Here is a 14585-nt window from a genome sequence, read left to right as displayed (position 1 = left end):
ATGCTTCATGAAGAGAGTGGGAATATATGTTCGCGTGAGTACAGAGGAACAAGCCGAACATGGGTACTCCATAGACGCACAGTTGGAGACACTTAGAACCTACTGCCGAATGTATGAGATGACGGTGTTCAAAGAGTACGCCGACCGTGGCGTGAGCGGCAAGAGCATCGAAAAGCGCTTCGAGCTCCAGCAGATGATTCGGGACGCGAAAGCGGGGATGATAGATCTTGTATTGGTGTGGAAGTTCAATAGATTGGCGCGTAACACGATTGATTTGCTTCAGATCGTCGAGGAACTTCGGAAGTACAATGTCGAGTTCCGATCATTCTCCGAAAACTTCGATACTTCCTCAGCGATGGGCAAGTTCGCTCTTTCCATGTTGGGCTCTGTCGGAGAACTTGAACGTAATACGATAGTCGAGAATGTCAAGATGGGCCTCAAATATCGCGCTAAGACGGGGAAACACAACGGAAAGGTGCCGCTCGGCTATACGATCGTGGACCTCGGCAGCGCAGGTGCTCACAAGCGAAAGACAGTCATTGAAATCGTCCCTGAGGAGGCTGCCGTCGTGAAGCGCATCTTCGAGATGTTCAGCAACGGCCACGGATACCGTTCCATCGCAAACCAGCTCAATCACGACGGCTACAAAACAAAGATGAACCGGCCTTTTTCCATCTGCTCGGTGAAGGACATTCTGGACAATCCCTTCTATACCGGTAAAATAAGGTATAACCGTTACGAATGTTGGAGTGAGAAGCGCCGCAGGGGAAAGAGCGCCGAGCCGATTCTGGTCGACGGCGTTCACGATCACATCATAGACGGGACGCTTTGGGAGAAGGTGCAGTTTCTCCGAAGCAAAAAGTCGTTCACCTCCACAAAACGCTTCGACGGCAAGTTTTTGCTGACCGGCATCCTCCGCTGCCCGAAGTGCGGCGCGGCCATGACCGCCAGCGTCACGAAGAACACAGCCAAGGACGGCAGCAAGATCGTGCGTACCTACTACTCCTGCAGCAACTTCCGCAGTAAAGGAAGCGCGGTGTGCAGCGCCAACAGCATCCGCAAGGACGACGCCGAGCGGTTCGTTACGGATCGAATACGCGCAGTGCTTGCCAAGCCGCACATCCTTCGGGGCATCGTCGCCAGCATCAACAGCCGGAAAAAGAACCGAATCCAGCCCCTACAGGAGGAACTTGAGGCTATCCAGACTAAGCTCTCTCAGATCGAGGATAAGCGCAAGAAATACTTCGAGCTGTACGAGCTGGATGACTTCGATCGGGAGCTTTTCTCGGGAAGGCTGGGCGAGCTTGACGCGGAACGTGACCAACTGCTTTCGCGGAAGTCCGAAATCGAGTTTGAGCTGAACGGCGACAATTCCCAAACGGTCAGCTACGAACAGGTACGCTCCTTGATCGAGCGTTTCGAGTACCTATTGCAAGAGTCGTCCTTCGACCAACGGAAAACCCTGTTGCACCTCATCATCCAGAAAATCTCGCTGAACGAAAAACGCCAGATAGATAAAATCGAGCTGGCCTTCGACGAAACAACCGAACAGCATTTTTTAATCGTCGCCCCTTCTGCCGACAACATGGCGGAAGGGGCTTTTCCTTTGCCCGGAAAAGCCCACACACTGAATCATAAACTAATCTTTGCTATATGATTTGCAGCTATCTGATAAATGCCATATTCATCAGGCCTGGCACTCTCTTCCCTTCAGTTACTTTAATAATTCATGTCTTACACTACGAAATGCTTCGGCCATATCTTTAACAGAGCTAAAGCGTTCATTGATATCTGCAGCCAACCCTTGTAAAAGGAACTCCTTTACACCTTGACGCTTACTGTAGATTCCATTTCCGTGTTTCTTTCCGCAAAGTATAAAGTTTACAACCTGGGTCAGAGCATAAATTTCATGACGCACTTCGTAATTTGCAAATCCCACCTTAGTTAAGTCCGGATCGTTTAGTGAACCTTTAACACTCGAATCTATACTTGTTAAAGAACTTTCCGGGATTTTGACAAGTCCGAAATCCGATATTTTGAGTACAGTCCACGGTTCATCGTAATGCTGAATCAATATGTTATGATAACTAATGTCCCGGTGCAATATCTCTTTCTCATGGATGTAGATAAAAGCATTAAATAGCTGACCAATCAGCTTAAGCCGGTCCTGCATATCAAGCTTTGTATTATTTGCACGAATATAATCAGCGAGCGTCCCGCCATTAGCATACTCAAGGGTATATTCATTCTTTTCGTCGTTGTAGTTATAGGCTTCGATGACATAAGGTGAATTCAACTTTCGCGTGATTTCGTACTCGTTCTTAAACCTCTGTAGTTCCTTTGTCGTTAAATCGGCCTTTGCCCGTTTCAAGGCAAACCAGCGGTTATAATGTGGATCTTTATATTTGAAAACCTGAGCATAAGATCCACCACCGATGAGTCGGGTTTGGAAGGCTTCTTTACTTGGTGAACGTTTGACTTCCACGACGTTCATCATACTAAATATAGCCCGATGTTCAATCAGTTCAATCATCGGGAAATCCGATGGAATCGTACTACCTCCACTCTTACTCAAAAAAACATTACATCTTGTGATCAAATCCATGTAATATTGATCCAGTTCAAAGGCGACAGATGATTTCTTTAGATTAGCCTGAAGCTTCTGAAAAGCTTCAATTACATCAATCAAGTCTCGGCTAGGATCTGCATTGAAATGCCCGCCGTACCCAGGTGAAAGCTTTTGATTCATGAAGGCAAATAAATTATTCATCACGGCATGAAGTAGTGGAAATATTTGCCGAAGACTTTCATTTTCAACATCTTCATAGTAGTCATCGTAGAGGGCAGAAGCATCTTTCATATTTGAGAACTGACTATTGATCTTTCGGGCTTGTACATGTAAATATTGCTCAACTTCGTGCACTGGAATAGCCATAATTTCGACCTCGCAAACGATTATCACTTGTATAAAGACTGCAAGCAAACTCACCTAACTAATTACTCAAAACAACACTGAGCCCTGTCGAGGGCTCAGTCAGGAATTCTGTACTTAAGTCAGCGTAGCACCTGATGCAACTAAGTTCGTAGCTACCGCCCATCCGGTCTCTCCAACTGCTTTGAGAATACCTTTGCTACTTTTCATCATGCTCTTACTCTTCATGGGCGTCCCCTCCTTAATAACATCTTCGTTTCGAAGTGGCGTGTTGTCTAACCAATATCTTACCATCGAAAGGATGACTAGAGAGGCAATTAAGGCTACGAACCCGATTGGATTCGAACCAATTAGCGCTGACCCTAACTTAAGGACAGAATTGTCCTACAAACAAGTTATACGCAAAAAGAAATCAAAAGTTTCAGCCCAATTACAAACTATTTCCATGTCTGCTGATCTGTGCCTGCGGGACAACTTCCCTCGCCCCGCAAGCATGTAAGGTCAAAAATTTCGCCTCATTTGTGATACGGTTCACCCCGATTTATCTTCACCGCCCGATAAATCTGCTCCACCAGCACCAGACGCATCAGCTGGTGCGGCAAGGTCATGCGCCCAAAGCTCAGCTTCTGCTGGGCGCGCTTCAACACTGCGGGAGCCAGACCCGTGCTCCCGCCAATAACAAAAGCCACGTGGCTCCGCCCATACGTGGCTAACTTATCGAGCTGGCCCGCGAGATCCTCGCTGGACCAGAGCTCGCCTTCCAGCGCGAGCGCGACCACATGCGCCTCAGGCTTCAGCTGCGCCAGAAGCCTCTCGCCCTCTCGCTCGCGCACAATCGCTTCCTCCGCCGCCGACATCGTCTCCGGCGCCTTCTCATCGGGCACTTCCGTGAGCGTAAGCTTCACGTAAGGCCCGAGCCGCTTGGCATACTCTGCTATGCCAAGCGCCAAATACTTTTCCTTCAGCTTACCTACGGCAGCTATCTGTATATGCATGCGCTACACATCCTTATATCTTCGGGTTTTCTCTTAATCCCTTTGCTCTGCACTATTCGGATCTGTCCGCTATACCACCAAAAAAGCAGCTGCTTCTTCGCAAAAATCGCATTTCCGGGGCGGATCCCAATCCGCAAATTGCGTTTCCTTCAAATCCACCACGTCCGGCGCATCCTCATATTCATCCACAAATCGATCCAATGCCTTCTCAATATCCGTTTTACATACACAATACATCGTCTGCACGCTTCCTATCCCTAGTTGATGTTCGTCCTGCTTGTCTACAACCAGCATATCAGAAAACGCCTCTCCATGTGAAGTCGCCAATCCTCCCCCTCAAAAAAATGCCCGCTCCCCTCCTGGCTTCCTCTCATCCTAATATCTGCGCTTTTCACCCCGGTAACCTGCCATAGCCGGCAGCTGTCTCCTCCCCACTTTTCCCGCCATTTCATCCTGAGTAAAGGGGATAGTGGACCAAAGAATTCCAATCCCCATATATCCACTTATCCTCATAGCCTCATATCCCCAACCCATACAAAAAAGAGCCGCAGCACCCGAACGGTCTCCCATTCGCATCCTGCGGCACCCAGCCGAACTCAACACTCAACCTGCCCAACCTTAACTATCCCGCCAAACCCTTTACTCCTCAGTTCCCTTATCGCCAAGCTTAAACGCCGTTACCTTCAATTCCCCATCGCGATAAAAGGTAATTTCAATTTCCTCGCCGATCTTCTTCTTGCCGTACAAATATTTACGAAGCTCCATCGTGCTGCCGATAGACTGGCGATCCAGCTTCACGATGATATCGTTGAACGACAAGCCGGCTTCCTTCGCCGGACCGACTGCCTCCAGCACGATAACGCCGTCATAAACCTCATCCGGCAGCTTAAGCTCAGCTCCGCTTTCCCCGGCGCCCGCATCCTCACCAACTTCCTCTTCCTCCGGCAAACCGCCGCCTTCTTCACCCGAACCCCCGAATGCATCCGACATCGCCTGCTGCTCCCAGTACTGCTCCAAATCCAGCGTATATACGCCGAGATAAGGCCGTGGCACATAACCGAGCTTCATCAGGCTCTCCACAATCGGCATCGCATGATTAATCGGTATCGCGAAGCCGATTCCCTCTACGCCGATGTCGGCAATTTTCATACTGTTGATCCCGATTACGCGCCCATTCAGATCAATCAGCGGTCCGCCGCTGTTTCCTTGATTAATCGACGCATTGATTTGGATGACCTCTTGCTCCCAATCGTAGACGCCGTCCTGATTCAGCGATACCGGCACGATTTGCTGCGTCTTGCTTATAATGCCCGAGGACACGGAATCGCCGAGACCGAGCGGATTTCCGATCGCAATGACATATTCGGCAGCGCGAAGCGTCGACGAATCGCCGATTTCAGCGACCACGTCAATTCCCTTCGCATCCATCTCAAGTACTGCGAGATCCGAAATTTGATCCTTGCCTACGACACGAGCCTCTCGGCGCTCTCCGTTCATCAGTACGGCCTTCACCGCTGCCGCGTTATCAATCACATGATAATTCGTAACGATAATGGCTTTTCCGTCAATTTTATTAATAATAACGCCTGAACCAACGCCAGCCTCGCGCAGCGAGCCGCTCTCTTCGCCCGCAGCCTCTTCACTACCCTTTCCAAAAGAAAACAGCTGCTCATTAATGATGCTCACGACCGCCGGCCTCACCTTCGCTGACGCCTGTATCGGACGCTCAAGCGGATCTACCGTCTGAATGACGCCCGCAGCCGGCGCGGCGCCTCCCCCGCCGATCACTCCGCTGCCGCCGCCAAAAAACGCGCCGAACAACAGCGTTGCGGCAATCGCGCTCGTGAAGGAGGATACGAAAGCAATGCGTACATTGGACCACTTGCGTCCGCCGCTTTTATATGGAAAAGCAAAGTCTTCCCTCTTACTTTCGCGCGAGACACGCCGGGATACTTTGGTCGAATAGAAATCATCGTCGAATAGGCCCATAACAATCGCTCCTCTCGATGCCTGAGACATCAAGACTATTTTTTTTCAATCTAGGAATGTTTTCGGAAGAAATGACTAAAATAATAATAGATTCGGACGAAAAACACCGCCTATTTGTCCCACAACCAAAGGAGAGATGCTGATATGAAAGCCAAAACGCCAGCAGCCTGGGAGCATGTACAGCTCGCTGCAAAGCTCGCCGATTTGAAGGATGACCATTACCGTACCGTTCTCACCTTAAGCGCAATGCTAGAGCTATTCATAGAGAAAGGCATTATTACAAGAGAAGAGCTAAGCTCCAAAGCCGATGCGCTTGACGCGCAGCTGGAGTCGCTTATTTCCGCCTCACTTCATCCCATGGCGTAGGCCTGTCGTGGTACGTTGCCCGCAGCGGATGCTCATCCTTCTTATAAAATATTCCGTTATCCTCTAATATCGTATTCACGGTCAGCATCGCTAAGTCCATGACATTGTGATCAAGGCTAAGATGAGCCAGATAGACCCGTTTCGTTCGGTCCGTCATGAGCTCGAGCAGCGCTTCGCCCGCTGCCGCATTCGATAAATGGCCGACATCGCTTAAAATGCGGCGTTTCGTATTCCAAGGATATCGTCCCATGCGGAGCATTTCCGTATCGTGATTCGATTCAAGCACAAGCACATCCGAGTCTATAATTTGACGCTTCACCTTCTCGCTTACATAACCGAGATCTGTCGCCAGACTCAGCTTCTCGCCATTCTCAATAAAGCAATATCCGACCGGCTCCGCCGCATCATGCGAAATCGGATACGACTGAACAAGCATCGTTCCAAACGATATCTCTTCGCCCGTTTCAATATATACCCGCTTCTCGGGAGCAATCGTGCCGACATGCCGCTCCATTGCCCCCCAAGTCGCCTCGTTCGCATAAATCGTCAACTCATACTTTCGGGCCAAAGCGCCTAAGCCTTTTATATGATCGGAATGCTCATGCGTCACGAACAGCGCGTCCAGCTGATGGCCGGCTACCCCTCGTTCATGCATGAGCTCATCGAGCTTCTTCGCACTCATCCCCGCATCCACAAGCACCGTCTTCTCGTTTCCTTGCACGATCGTCGCATTGCCTGTCGATCCGCTCCCCAACACCGTAAATCTCAATCCCATAGCTGCTCTATCCTGTCCCTTCTCCCGCTCCCGTTAACCGTTCGCCGCCGCTTTCTCGTTCACTTCATCCGTCGCTACTTCCCCGCTGATCGCATGTACATAATACGGAGGTCCGTTCTCCAGCAATACGCGCCATGAAGGCAACGACACCTGCTTCTCCGAATCAAAGATTTGACCGTGATAGCCCAGCTGAATATCGGTAATGACCGCCCCGTCGGGCAAATAGGTTTCAATCAGGCTTGCCACGACTTTCGTCGCCGGCAAAACCTGTTTTGCCTCGCCAGATCCTAACAGCTCAACGCGATCCTGCTGAAAGGCGGTTATTTTCTGATTGCTGATATAAAGCATCAGCCTTACATCAAACATGGGGTGTCCCTCGACCACCCGGTGTAAAACAAACACATCGACACTGCTGTTAAGGGAGTCATAAGCGTAATTATCAAGCTCGGGTATTCGGTCGCCGAGCGCCTTCACCAATTCCGACTTTGTAAAAATAATTTTACTGTCAACCGGAGTATCCAGCGTAATCGGCTCCGCATTGTTACGGCTCTCCGAATGAAGCAAATAGGTCAAATCGCCAAGCTTCGGCGTTTCCAGCGGCAGATTGGCTTCCAGCGAAATGCGCTTCTGCTGCATGAGCAGTACCTTATCCTGCGGCAGCTCCGCCGTATTTACATTCACGTTCAACTGCTCCCGAATATCCAGCCAAAGCTGATACCCCAGCAAAATATTGAGCAATAAAAACGACATGATAAGCACATTTTTCGCCCGTCCCCAATCCACGCGCCGTCACCCCCCATTGTCATGTTTAACGTTTGTTCTCCCCACAGACTAGCGGCTGGCTTCCAACGCTTCTCCCGAGGCGGAATCTGCCTGCCCGTTCTGCCGGGAGGGCTCGTAACTGCCAGGATAAGCGTCCATCAGCTTTTCCTCCGTGCCGTCCAGCAGGCGAACCGCCCATACAGGACTGAAACGCAGCAGCTTCTCATCCACCGGAGCTGCCTGCAGCGCCGGGAACATTGCCGTTACCTCGCCGCGTCTCGGATACGCAAGCAAGCTTTCCTTCAAGGCTTCCCCGCCCGGCAAATACCGGACCGTTCGAGATTCGGATTGCGCGCCCAGCGTGATCAATGATCTCGCATACTCCGTCACAACGCCTTGCTGTACCCTCAGCCTCATATAACCGTATCGGAATGGCGGCGTTTCAATGACCGGGTACTGCTCCACATACTGCTTGAACCGAATATGCGTACCGGCGCCTTCAGGCATCGGATTCACGAACCGGTGAACGCCGTCCCAGCCGCCATGCTGATTTACGAAATCGACGGAAGCATATACGTTGTCGCTCAATAAATTTTCCATGCTTTGCGGCGCTGCCGGATCGGTATAGCTGATCCACATCCCGTTCTGCTCCACCTGCAAGCCCATCTTGCCGTCCGTAAAAATTTGCGAGCCGCTGCGATCCTCGAACGCCCTTGTCGTGCTTGGATCGAAGAACAAACTGCGCTGCATTAGATCAGGCGAATAAACCTCGTACGGAAACACCATATCCGTCGACTGAATGGGTTCGTCCGGTATATAGAGCCCGTCGGTCGTCATCGTGTATGCAGGCTGGAATTGTCCAAACCCCACATAGTCCTGCACGTCGCGCACGGTCAGATCGGCACGGACCGACTCGTATACCATTTGACCGTCCGCACTGAAGAAGAACGTACGAACCTCCTCCGTACCGGACGTCTTAAATATCCATATCCGGTCGATCGTCTCATTCAAGAACAGCAGGTCGCCCTCCAGCTTAAGCAGCTTCTGAAGCAGCTCAACCGGGATGCCGTTATCGAACCGCAGCTCGATACCGATGTCTTCTTTTCTAACCTCTTCCCAATCGAGCACATTCACCGGACTGCGCTGGAAACCTTTGAACTCCCGCCCCTGAATGCGCTGATTCAAAATCATCTCATAGAACTGCGTGCCCGGATAAATAACCGTGTGCTTATTTTCGCCAAGATGGATAATAAGCTCCTCCGGAAAAATAACGCTCTCCACACTCGCCGCCGGCCCCATCGGCTCGGCATTCACATAATCCTGGTCGCTTCGTATCGTTGCGCCAAGCCCCGGCATGCTGTAGGCAAGCAGATAGCTCTGCAGAAGGCTTAGAGCAACAAGCATAATAAGCGCCGTCGTCTTTATTCTCTCCTTCATGCCGACTCCCCCCCTTCCTGCAGCATCGGGAGGGTAAACGTAACCGTCGTCCCCTCATTCAGCTCGGAATGGAGCGAGATCGTTCCGCCATGCGCCTTCACAATTTCCCGGGCAATCGAAAGCCCAAGCCCCGTTCCGCCCATGTTGCGGGAGCGTGCTTTGTCTACCCGATAGAACCGGTCAAAGATGCGGTCTAAATCCTTCTTCGGAATACCGATGCCGGTATCCTTGACGCTAATGGCCATGAGTGCCGAATCGGCAGGCTTCCTCGCCGATAATTCAATCGTTCCGCCGTCCAGCGTGTATTTGATTGCATTCGAGAATAGATTATCGAGCACCTGATCGATTTGGTCACGATCGAGCCAAGCCGACTGAAGTCCGTGATCCACACGAATCGCCGCTTTTATCGATTTCTGCCTAAGCTGGAACGAGAATCGGTCCGCGACCTCATCCAACATGTCATGCACATTGGTCTGCCGCCGCCTGAGCGGCGCTTGATTCGAATCAAGCCGCGACAGGTGCAGCAAATCCGTCACGAGCCTAATCATGCGCTCGGTCTCGTTCCGAATAACGCCAACGAAGCGTTCAGACAGCTCCCGCTCTTCCAGCGCGCCATCATTAAGCGCCTCCGCATAGCTTTTTATCGTCGTCAGCGGAGTGCGCAGCTCATGCGAGACGTTCGCAACGAACTGGCGCCGCGATTGCTCAAGCCTCTCCTGCTCCGTGACATCCTGCAGCACCGCAATCGTTCCGGTAATCCCTATGTCACGGCGGTGAATCGGTGTGAAAGTCGCCCGCAGAATGCCTTCGCTGCTGTCATTGGTCTCCTGCTCATCGGAATCGCGTTCGATTATTAGCGTCTGGCCGCGTCCCTGCTGGAGCTCATGCAGCTTCTGCTCCGACAGCTCGAACAGCTCGGACAGCTCGCAGCCCTCGCAGGTCCGCACGTCAAGCAGCTCGAGCGCGCGGCGATTCCATACGATAATTTTGCCATGCTCGTCCGCAGCTACGACTCCGTCGCTCATATTCGATAGAATGGAGGCCAGCTTCTCATTCTCTTCCTCATTAACCGACAGCGCTTCTTTCAAGCGCTTCGTCATATCGTTGAATGCCATGCTAAGTCTGCCAATTTCGTCTTCGCCCAGCACCGGCACCTGCAAATCGAATTTTCCCTCGGCGACAGCCTCGGCTTGCCGCGTTAATCCTTGAATCGGACTCGTAATCGTATGGGCCAGCAATATGCCGAGCACGCCGGTCAAGCCCAGCGCGATTAAGGTTCCGGAGAAGAAAATTTGATTAACCCGGTTCACCGTTTCGTACAGCTCGTCCATAGACGCTAAAACATATACCGCGCCAACGACTTTATTGTCATTGACCGTAACCGGCTGCGCGATCATTTTCTTCCGTATATTGTCTTCGTCTATAATTTCTTCTTCATTGTCCGATATGTTCTGGAGCGCCCTGCTAACCGCAAGCGATTTGTTCTTCTTGCCGATATAAGACTGATGTCCCTGCAGCGATGTCGCTACAACTCTGCCGTTCGAATCGAGAACCTGCACCTCGGCGCCGCTTATGCTGAACAAATTGCGAACGACCAAACTCAGATCCTCCGTCGTGCTTGCTGCGGAATCCCCTTCGGGATCAGGCTTTGCAGCTAAGCTCGGTGCCGCAAACTTGGACAAAATATCGGCTTGCTCCTTCAGATTGTTCGTGAAGCTGTCGATAAGTGAATTCTTAACCGTGCTGATGAAATAAACACCTATTAACTGCATCGCAACCAATATGAGCAGCAAGTAAATAATGACGAGCTTGACATGAATCGTGCGGAAGAAGCTTTTGCCCTTCATCCTGGGCCGAAGCTCCCGGTCTTGGAGTTGCGCATCATATAGCCAAGCCCGCGCCGCGTCATAATATATTCCGGCCGGCTCGGATCATCCTCGATCTTCTCGCGCAGCCGGCGAATCGTCACATCGACCGTCCGCACGTCGCCGAAATATTCGAATCCCCACACCGCCTGCAGCAAATGCTCTCTCGTCATCACTTTACCGCTGTTGCGGGCCATATAATAGACCAGCTCGTATTCCCGATGGGTCAGGTCGAGCGGTTCGCCGTCCTTATAGACCACATACATGTCGGTATCAATAAATAAATTAAACAGCTTGAAGCCCTGCGGCTCCGGCTCGGCGGGAGTATCCGCTGCGCTGGTACCGCTGGAAGCGCCGCTTAAGCCCGCAGTTGCGGCTGCCGGCTTCTGCTGCCTGCGCAAATGTGCCTTCACCCGCGCCAATAATTCGCGCGTACTGAACGGCTTCGTCACATAATCGTCCGCGCCCAGTTCCAATCCAAGCACCTTATCGATTTCGGTATCCTTTGCAGTGAGCATAATAATCGGCATTTGCAGCCTTGTGCGCACCTCGCGGCATACGTCCATGCCGTCCTTCACCGGCAGCATCAAATCGAGCAGAATCAAATCAGGCTTCTCCTCGAAAGCAAGCCGAACCGCCTCGCCGCCATCGAAAGCGCATATGACCTGATGCCCTTCCTTCTCCAAATTAAACTTAAGTATATCTGCTATCGGCTGTTCGTCATCGACCACTAATATTTTTCCGTGCATCGCTACACCCGCCCGTCGCTTGTCCTTTGTCATACCTTCTATTTTAACACACGTTAATGCGGAGTTCACAATGAAACTTCCTTCATGTAAGCAAGGTTTTTCCTTAAACGCGCCGCGATAATGACAGAAAAAAAAAGAACACTCCCGCATAAGCGAAAGTGTATCTTCTTGAACGTAACCGGTTATGAAATTATAAGTACTTTAAAGGGTTTTGTATAACGCCATTCTTATGAACTTCAAAATGCAAATGAACGCCCGTGGAATTTCCCGTACTGCCCATTGTGCCAATTTTTTCGCCTTTTTCGACAATATTGCCTTTGCTTACGCTGTAGGCGCTTAAGTGGCCGTATACGGTTTTGAAGCCATTCTTATGATTAATGATGATCGTCTTGCCAAGGCCTGTCTTGGTTCCAACAAACTCAACGACACCCGTGTCGGATGCAAGAATGCTCTTGTTGCCGACGAAATCGACGCCATTGTGCATGCGTCCCCAGCGCTGGCCGAACTTGCTCGTAAGTCTCGCGCCGGCTACCGGCATTGCGAAGCGGCCGGAGCCTTCGCCCAAAACAACCTTAGTACCGCGTTCGACAATCTTCGGAGTCGGCTCCTTAATAACATCCTTCGTTAACAATTCTTCGGAAACGACGTAACCGTTCTGCTTCACGATGCGATATGTCATACGCGTGGAGCCTGACGTACCTTCGGATAACGTCTTCGATTCGCCGACGCGCATCTCCGCATTTTTCTTCACTTCAACCGGCGGATCAATCGTTTCAATCTCGACTAAATTTTCGACCGTCTTCACCGTCAACTCCGGCTGAAGCACTGTCAGGTCGAGCACATCCCCGATCGTAATCTTATCGTCTTTAATCCATGTATTGTTCTCGTAAATAACCTGAGGCGATATATCAAACTTCTGCGCGATGCAGCCTACGCAATCCCCTGCTTGCACCGTGTATTTCGTCGGCTTAATGCTGCCTTGTATCAGCATCTTATATATGGCTTCCGCTTCCATAATTTCAGCCGGTTCGGCATCTACCATCTCGGTCATGACAGCCTCTATGAAGGCGACTTCCGTCACCTCGCGTCCAGGCTCCTTCGCAGCGGCTTTCTTCTCCGTCTCCGGCGCTGCTTGCCCGCCAGCATTAAACGAAAGCGACCTAACCTCTTTTTTCTCTTTGCCCGCAACTGCCAGCTTAGGAGCAAACTTGCTTTGCACACGCAGCAATACATCATCCGCCGTCTTCTGGTCCTTCACAATCCCGATAACCTTGTCGTCAACCTTCACCTCTACGCCTACCGCATAAGAGGTAAACATGCCCTTCAGCTTTTGCAGTGTGGCTTCCGTTTCAGGCTCTGCCTTGAATGCGCTGTCGGCTTCGTATGTGATCGTTCCCGTGTCAAGGATCATGTTGACATCAGGATTAGCTTGCTGGACTTCCTCGGTTTCTAATAGAACAAGCTGCTCGACTGCATCCGGGTCGCTTACGGACCCAATAGCAGTTCCGTTCATATATACATTATAGAATTGCACGGTGTTAGCTTGAACATATTGGATGCCGCTAAATCCAGTTACGGTGAGGAGTACGAGAGCTCCGCCCGTCAACTGAACCGATTTTTTTCGCCAAAATGGGATGGCTGCCTTATCGCTTACGGATTGTGGTTTCGTCTTGCCATTCAAGTGTTGCGACCGGTCTCTGCGAAAATATTGAATCGTTTGATTCCATATCTTCCGAATCCGACCTTTGTCCCTGAAAACGGTCATGATTGTCTCCTTTTCGCGCTTATGCAACTATTTTTCCGGTTTCCGACATAAAAAAAGACGAATTATCCTGTCGGATCACTCGCCTAATATCCTATCATATGCCCAACAATTGGAGCAACCTTTACACGACGTTTAAAATATTAATATTTTTTCAGAATATCCATCATTTGCTCGTATTCGGCCTTGTCGAGATGCTGTGCCATAATTTGTTGAATGGACGTAAGCTCCTGCTCTGTTAGACCATTTTCGACATATTGCGAGATCGTTTGCCATGACTCCTGCGGCAATTTGCTCATCAATAGTCCGAATAATACCTCCTTATCCTCATCGCTCATTTGGTCCTTCACTTCCGTCAAATCATCCGTCGTAATGGCCGTTTCGGTCCCGTCTATGCCTGCCGTGCCTTCCTCTGTTGCTTCCGCCCCCGGCGCAGCGCCGCCGTTCGCCTGCGTTCCGCCGCCTGCCCCGATGTCCGTGATGGGCAGATCAGATTCCTGGCCGAAAGCGTCTACCGCAACCGGCGGTTCGCCATAATCATCGCCTCCGGCATCCGTTTGCGGCGTAATCTCTTTATCTACTAAATCCGTTGTCATTAACGGATCTGCTCCCCATAGCTTTCCCCATACGCCCGACATCGCCATCGGAGGTACCTCCAGCGGCAAATTAAACTGCTTTAATAGCGTCTCTACGTAGCTCGTCACGATATATCCCGTTGTCCAGATCGACAAGAAGCTTAAAATAAGCCCCGCCGCTACCAGCTTTGACAGCCATCCGATCTTTTTTAACACGCGCACACCATTCCCTTCACCGCTGCCGATTCTAACCCTATCCATCGGCATCAGTTTCCATAATCTATTACATATCATTATGGTCAACAAAACGGCAGTACATTCCATTTGGACAAAGAAAAGACCGCCTTGGCAGCAGCTGCCTGAGCGGTCTTCGACTAT

General features: G+C 50.8%; 13 protein-coding genes. 2 read left to right on the top strand and 11 right to left on the bottom strand.

Annotated features, from left to right (window positions below; all coding sequences use genetic code 11):
• Window positions 1-7: 7 nt before the first annotated feature.
• The gene (locus tag L1N85_RS16050; protein WP_235240091.1) at window positions 8-1657 is read left to right on the top strand and encodes a recombinase family protein; all 1650 of its coding nucleotides are present in this window, start codon (window positions 8-10) and stop codon (window positions 1655-1657) included.
• 57 nt (window positions 1658-1714) lie between these two features.
• Here L1N85_RS16050 and L1N85_RS16045 read toward each other — a convergent pair whose 3' ends face one another.
• From L1N85_RS16045 to L1N85_RS16030, 4 genes are all read right to left on the bottom strand, one after another.
• On the bottom strand, window positions 1715-2935 hold the full coding sequence (locus L1N85_RS16045; RefSeq protein WP_235240090.1) for a protein kinase family protein: 1221 nt from the start codon (window positions 2933-2935) through the stop codon (window positions 1715-1717).
• Between the two features lie 512 nt (window positions 2936-3447).
• Window positions 3448-3927, bottom strand: coding sequence for a 23S rRNA (pseudouridine(1915)-N(3))-methyltransferase RlmH (gene rlmH, locus L1N85_RS16040; protein WP_235240089.1), 480 nt, complete (start codon window positions 3925-3927; stop codon window positions 3448-3450).
• 69 nt (window positions 3928-3996) lie between these two features.
• Window positions 3997-4164, bottom strand: a complete 168-nt coding sequence (locus L1N85_RS16035) for a CxxH/CxxC protein (protein ID WP_137186118.1) — start codon at window positions 4162-4164, stop codon at window positions 3997-3999.
• Window positions 4165-4566: 402 nt separating this feature from the next.
• Window positions 4567-5916: a S1C family serine protease gene (locus tag L1N85_RS16030; protein ID WP_235240088.1), complete on the bottom strand. Its 1350-nt coding sequence runs from the start codon at window positions 5914-5916 to the stop codon at window positions 4567-4569.
• A gap of 144 nt (window positions 5917-6060) precedes the next feature.
• Between L1N85_RS16030 and L1N85_RS16025 the strand changes: the two genes are divergently transcribed.
• Window positions 6061-6282 (top strand): hypothetical protein, encoded by a 222-nt coding sequence (locus tag L1N85_RS16025; protein ID WP_235240087.1) that lies wholly within the window; start codon window positions 6061-6063, stop codon window positions 6280-6282.
• Here the strand turns inward: L1N85_RS16025 and L1N85_RS16020 are convergent.
• From L1N85_RS16020 to L1N85_RS15990, 7 genes are all read right to left on the bottom strand, one after another.
• Window positions 6251-7057, bottom strand: a complete 807-nt coding sequence (locus L1N85_RS16020; RefSeq protein WP_235240086.1) for an MBL fold metallo-hydrolase — start codon at window positions 7055-7057, stop codon at window positions 6251-6253. The two genes, L1N85_RS16025 and L1N85_RS16020, sit on opposite strands and share 32 nt — an antisense overlap.
• Window positions 7058-7090: 33 nt before the next feature.
• Complete coding sequence (yycI, locus tag L1N85_RS16015; protein WP_235240085.1) at window positions 7091-7840, bottom strand: two-component system regulatory protein YycI; 750 nt, start codon at window positions 7838-7840, stop codon at window positions 7091-7093.
• Window positions 7841-7888: 48 nt separating this feature from the next.
• Window positions 7889-9256: a YycH family regulatory protein gene (locus L1N85_RS16010; RefSeq protein ID WP_235240084.1), complete on the bottom strand. Its 1368-nt coding sequence runs from the start codon at window positions 9254-9256 to the stop codon at window positions 7889-7891.
• Window positions 9253-11028, bottom strand: a complete 1776-nt coding sequence (locus L1N85_RS16005; RefSeq protein WP_407946451.1) for a cell wall metabolism sensor histidine kinase WalK — start codon at window positions 11026-11028, stop codon at window positions 9253-9255. The genes L1N85_RS16010 and L1N85_RS16005 overlap by 4 nt, the downstream gene beginning before the upstream one ends.
• Before the next feature lie 71 nt (window positions 11029-11099).
• Window positions 11100-11870, bottom strand: coding sequence for a response regulator YycF (gene yycF / locus L1N85_RS16000; protein ID WP_235240082.1), 771 nt, complete (start codon window positions 11868-11870; stop codon window positions 11100-11102).
• A gap of 190 nt (window positions 11871-12060) precedes the next feature.
• A complete protein-coding gene (locus L1N85_RS15995) occupies window positions 12061-13635 on the bottom strand; it encodes a M23 family metallopeptidase (RefSeq protein WP_235240081.1) in 1575 nt (524 codons plus the stop codon).
• A 140-nt stretch (window positions 13636-13775) separates the two neighbouring features.
• Window positions 13776-14468 carry a hypothetical protein gene (locus L1N85_RS15990; protein WP_235240080.1) on the bottom strand — a complete coding sequence of 231 codons (693 nt, stop codon included), beginning with the start codon at window positions 14466-14468 and terminating at the stop codon, window positions 13776-13778.
• Window positions 14469-14585: the final 117 nt, after the last annotated feature.

The organism is Paenibacillus alkaliterrae, from assembly GCF_021532375.1.
GTDB classification, from domain to species: Bacteria; Bacillota; Bacilli; order Paenibacillales; family Paenibacillaceae; genus Pristimantibacillus; species Pristimantibacillus alkaliterrae.
This window is presented reverse-complemented; position numbering and strand designations above follow the sequence as displayed.

Excerpts from the sequence above, each read along its gene's own strand:
- L1N85_RS16020 (WP_235240086.1), bottom strand. The coding sequence starts at position 7,057 with ATGGGATTGAGATTTACGGTGTTGGGGAGCGGATCGACAGGCAATGCG.
- L1N85_RS16050 (WP_235240091.1), top strand. The coding sequence starts at position 8 with ATGAAGAGAGTGGGAATATATGTTCGCGTGAGTACAGAGGAACAAGCC.
- L1N85_RS16030 (WP_235240088.1), bottom strand. The coding sequence starts at position 5,916 with ATGGGCCTATTCGACGATGATTTCTATTCGACCAAAGTATCCCGGCGT.
- L1N85_RS16010 (WP_235240084.1), bottom strand. The coding sequence starts at position 9,256 with ATGAAGGAGAGAATAAAGACGACGGCGCTTATTATGCTTGTTGCTCTA.
- yycF (WP_235240082.1), bottom strand. The coding sequence starts at position 11,870 with ATGCACGGAAAAATATTAGTGGTCGATGACGAACAGCCGATAGCAGAT.
- L1N85_RS16035 (WP_137186118.1), bottom strand. The coding sequence starts at position 4,164 with ATGTATTGTGTATGTAAAACGGATATTGAGAAGGCATTGGATCGATTT.
- L1N85_RS16005 (WP_407946451.1), bottom strand. The coding sequence starts at position 11,028 with ATGCAGTTAATAGGTGTTTATTTCATCAGCACGGTTAAGAATTCACTT.
- L1N85_RS15990 (WP_235240080.1), bottom strand. The coding sequence starts at position 14,468 with ATGGATAGGGTTAGAATCGGCAGCGGTGAAGGGAATGGTGTGCGCGTG.
- L1N85_RS16045 (WP_235240090.1), bottom strand. The coding sequence starts at position 2,935 with ATGGCTATTCCAGTGCACGAAGTTGAGCAATATTTACATGTACAAGCC.
- L1N85_RS16025 (WP_235240087.1), top strand. The coding sequence starts at position 6,061 with ATGAAAGCCAAAACGCCAGCAGCCTGGGAGCATGTACAGCTCGCTGCA.
- rlmH (WP_235240089.1), bottom strand. The coding sequence starts at position 3,927 with ATGCATATACAGATAGCTGCCGTAGGTAAGCTGAAGGAAAAGTATTTG.
- L1N85_RS15995 (WP_235240081.1), bottom strand. The coding sequence starts at position 13,635 with ATGACCGTTTTCAGGGACAAAGGTCGGATTCGGAAGATATGGAATCAA.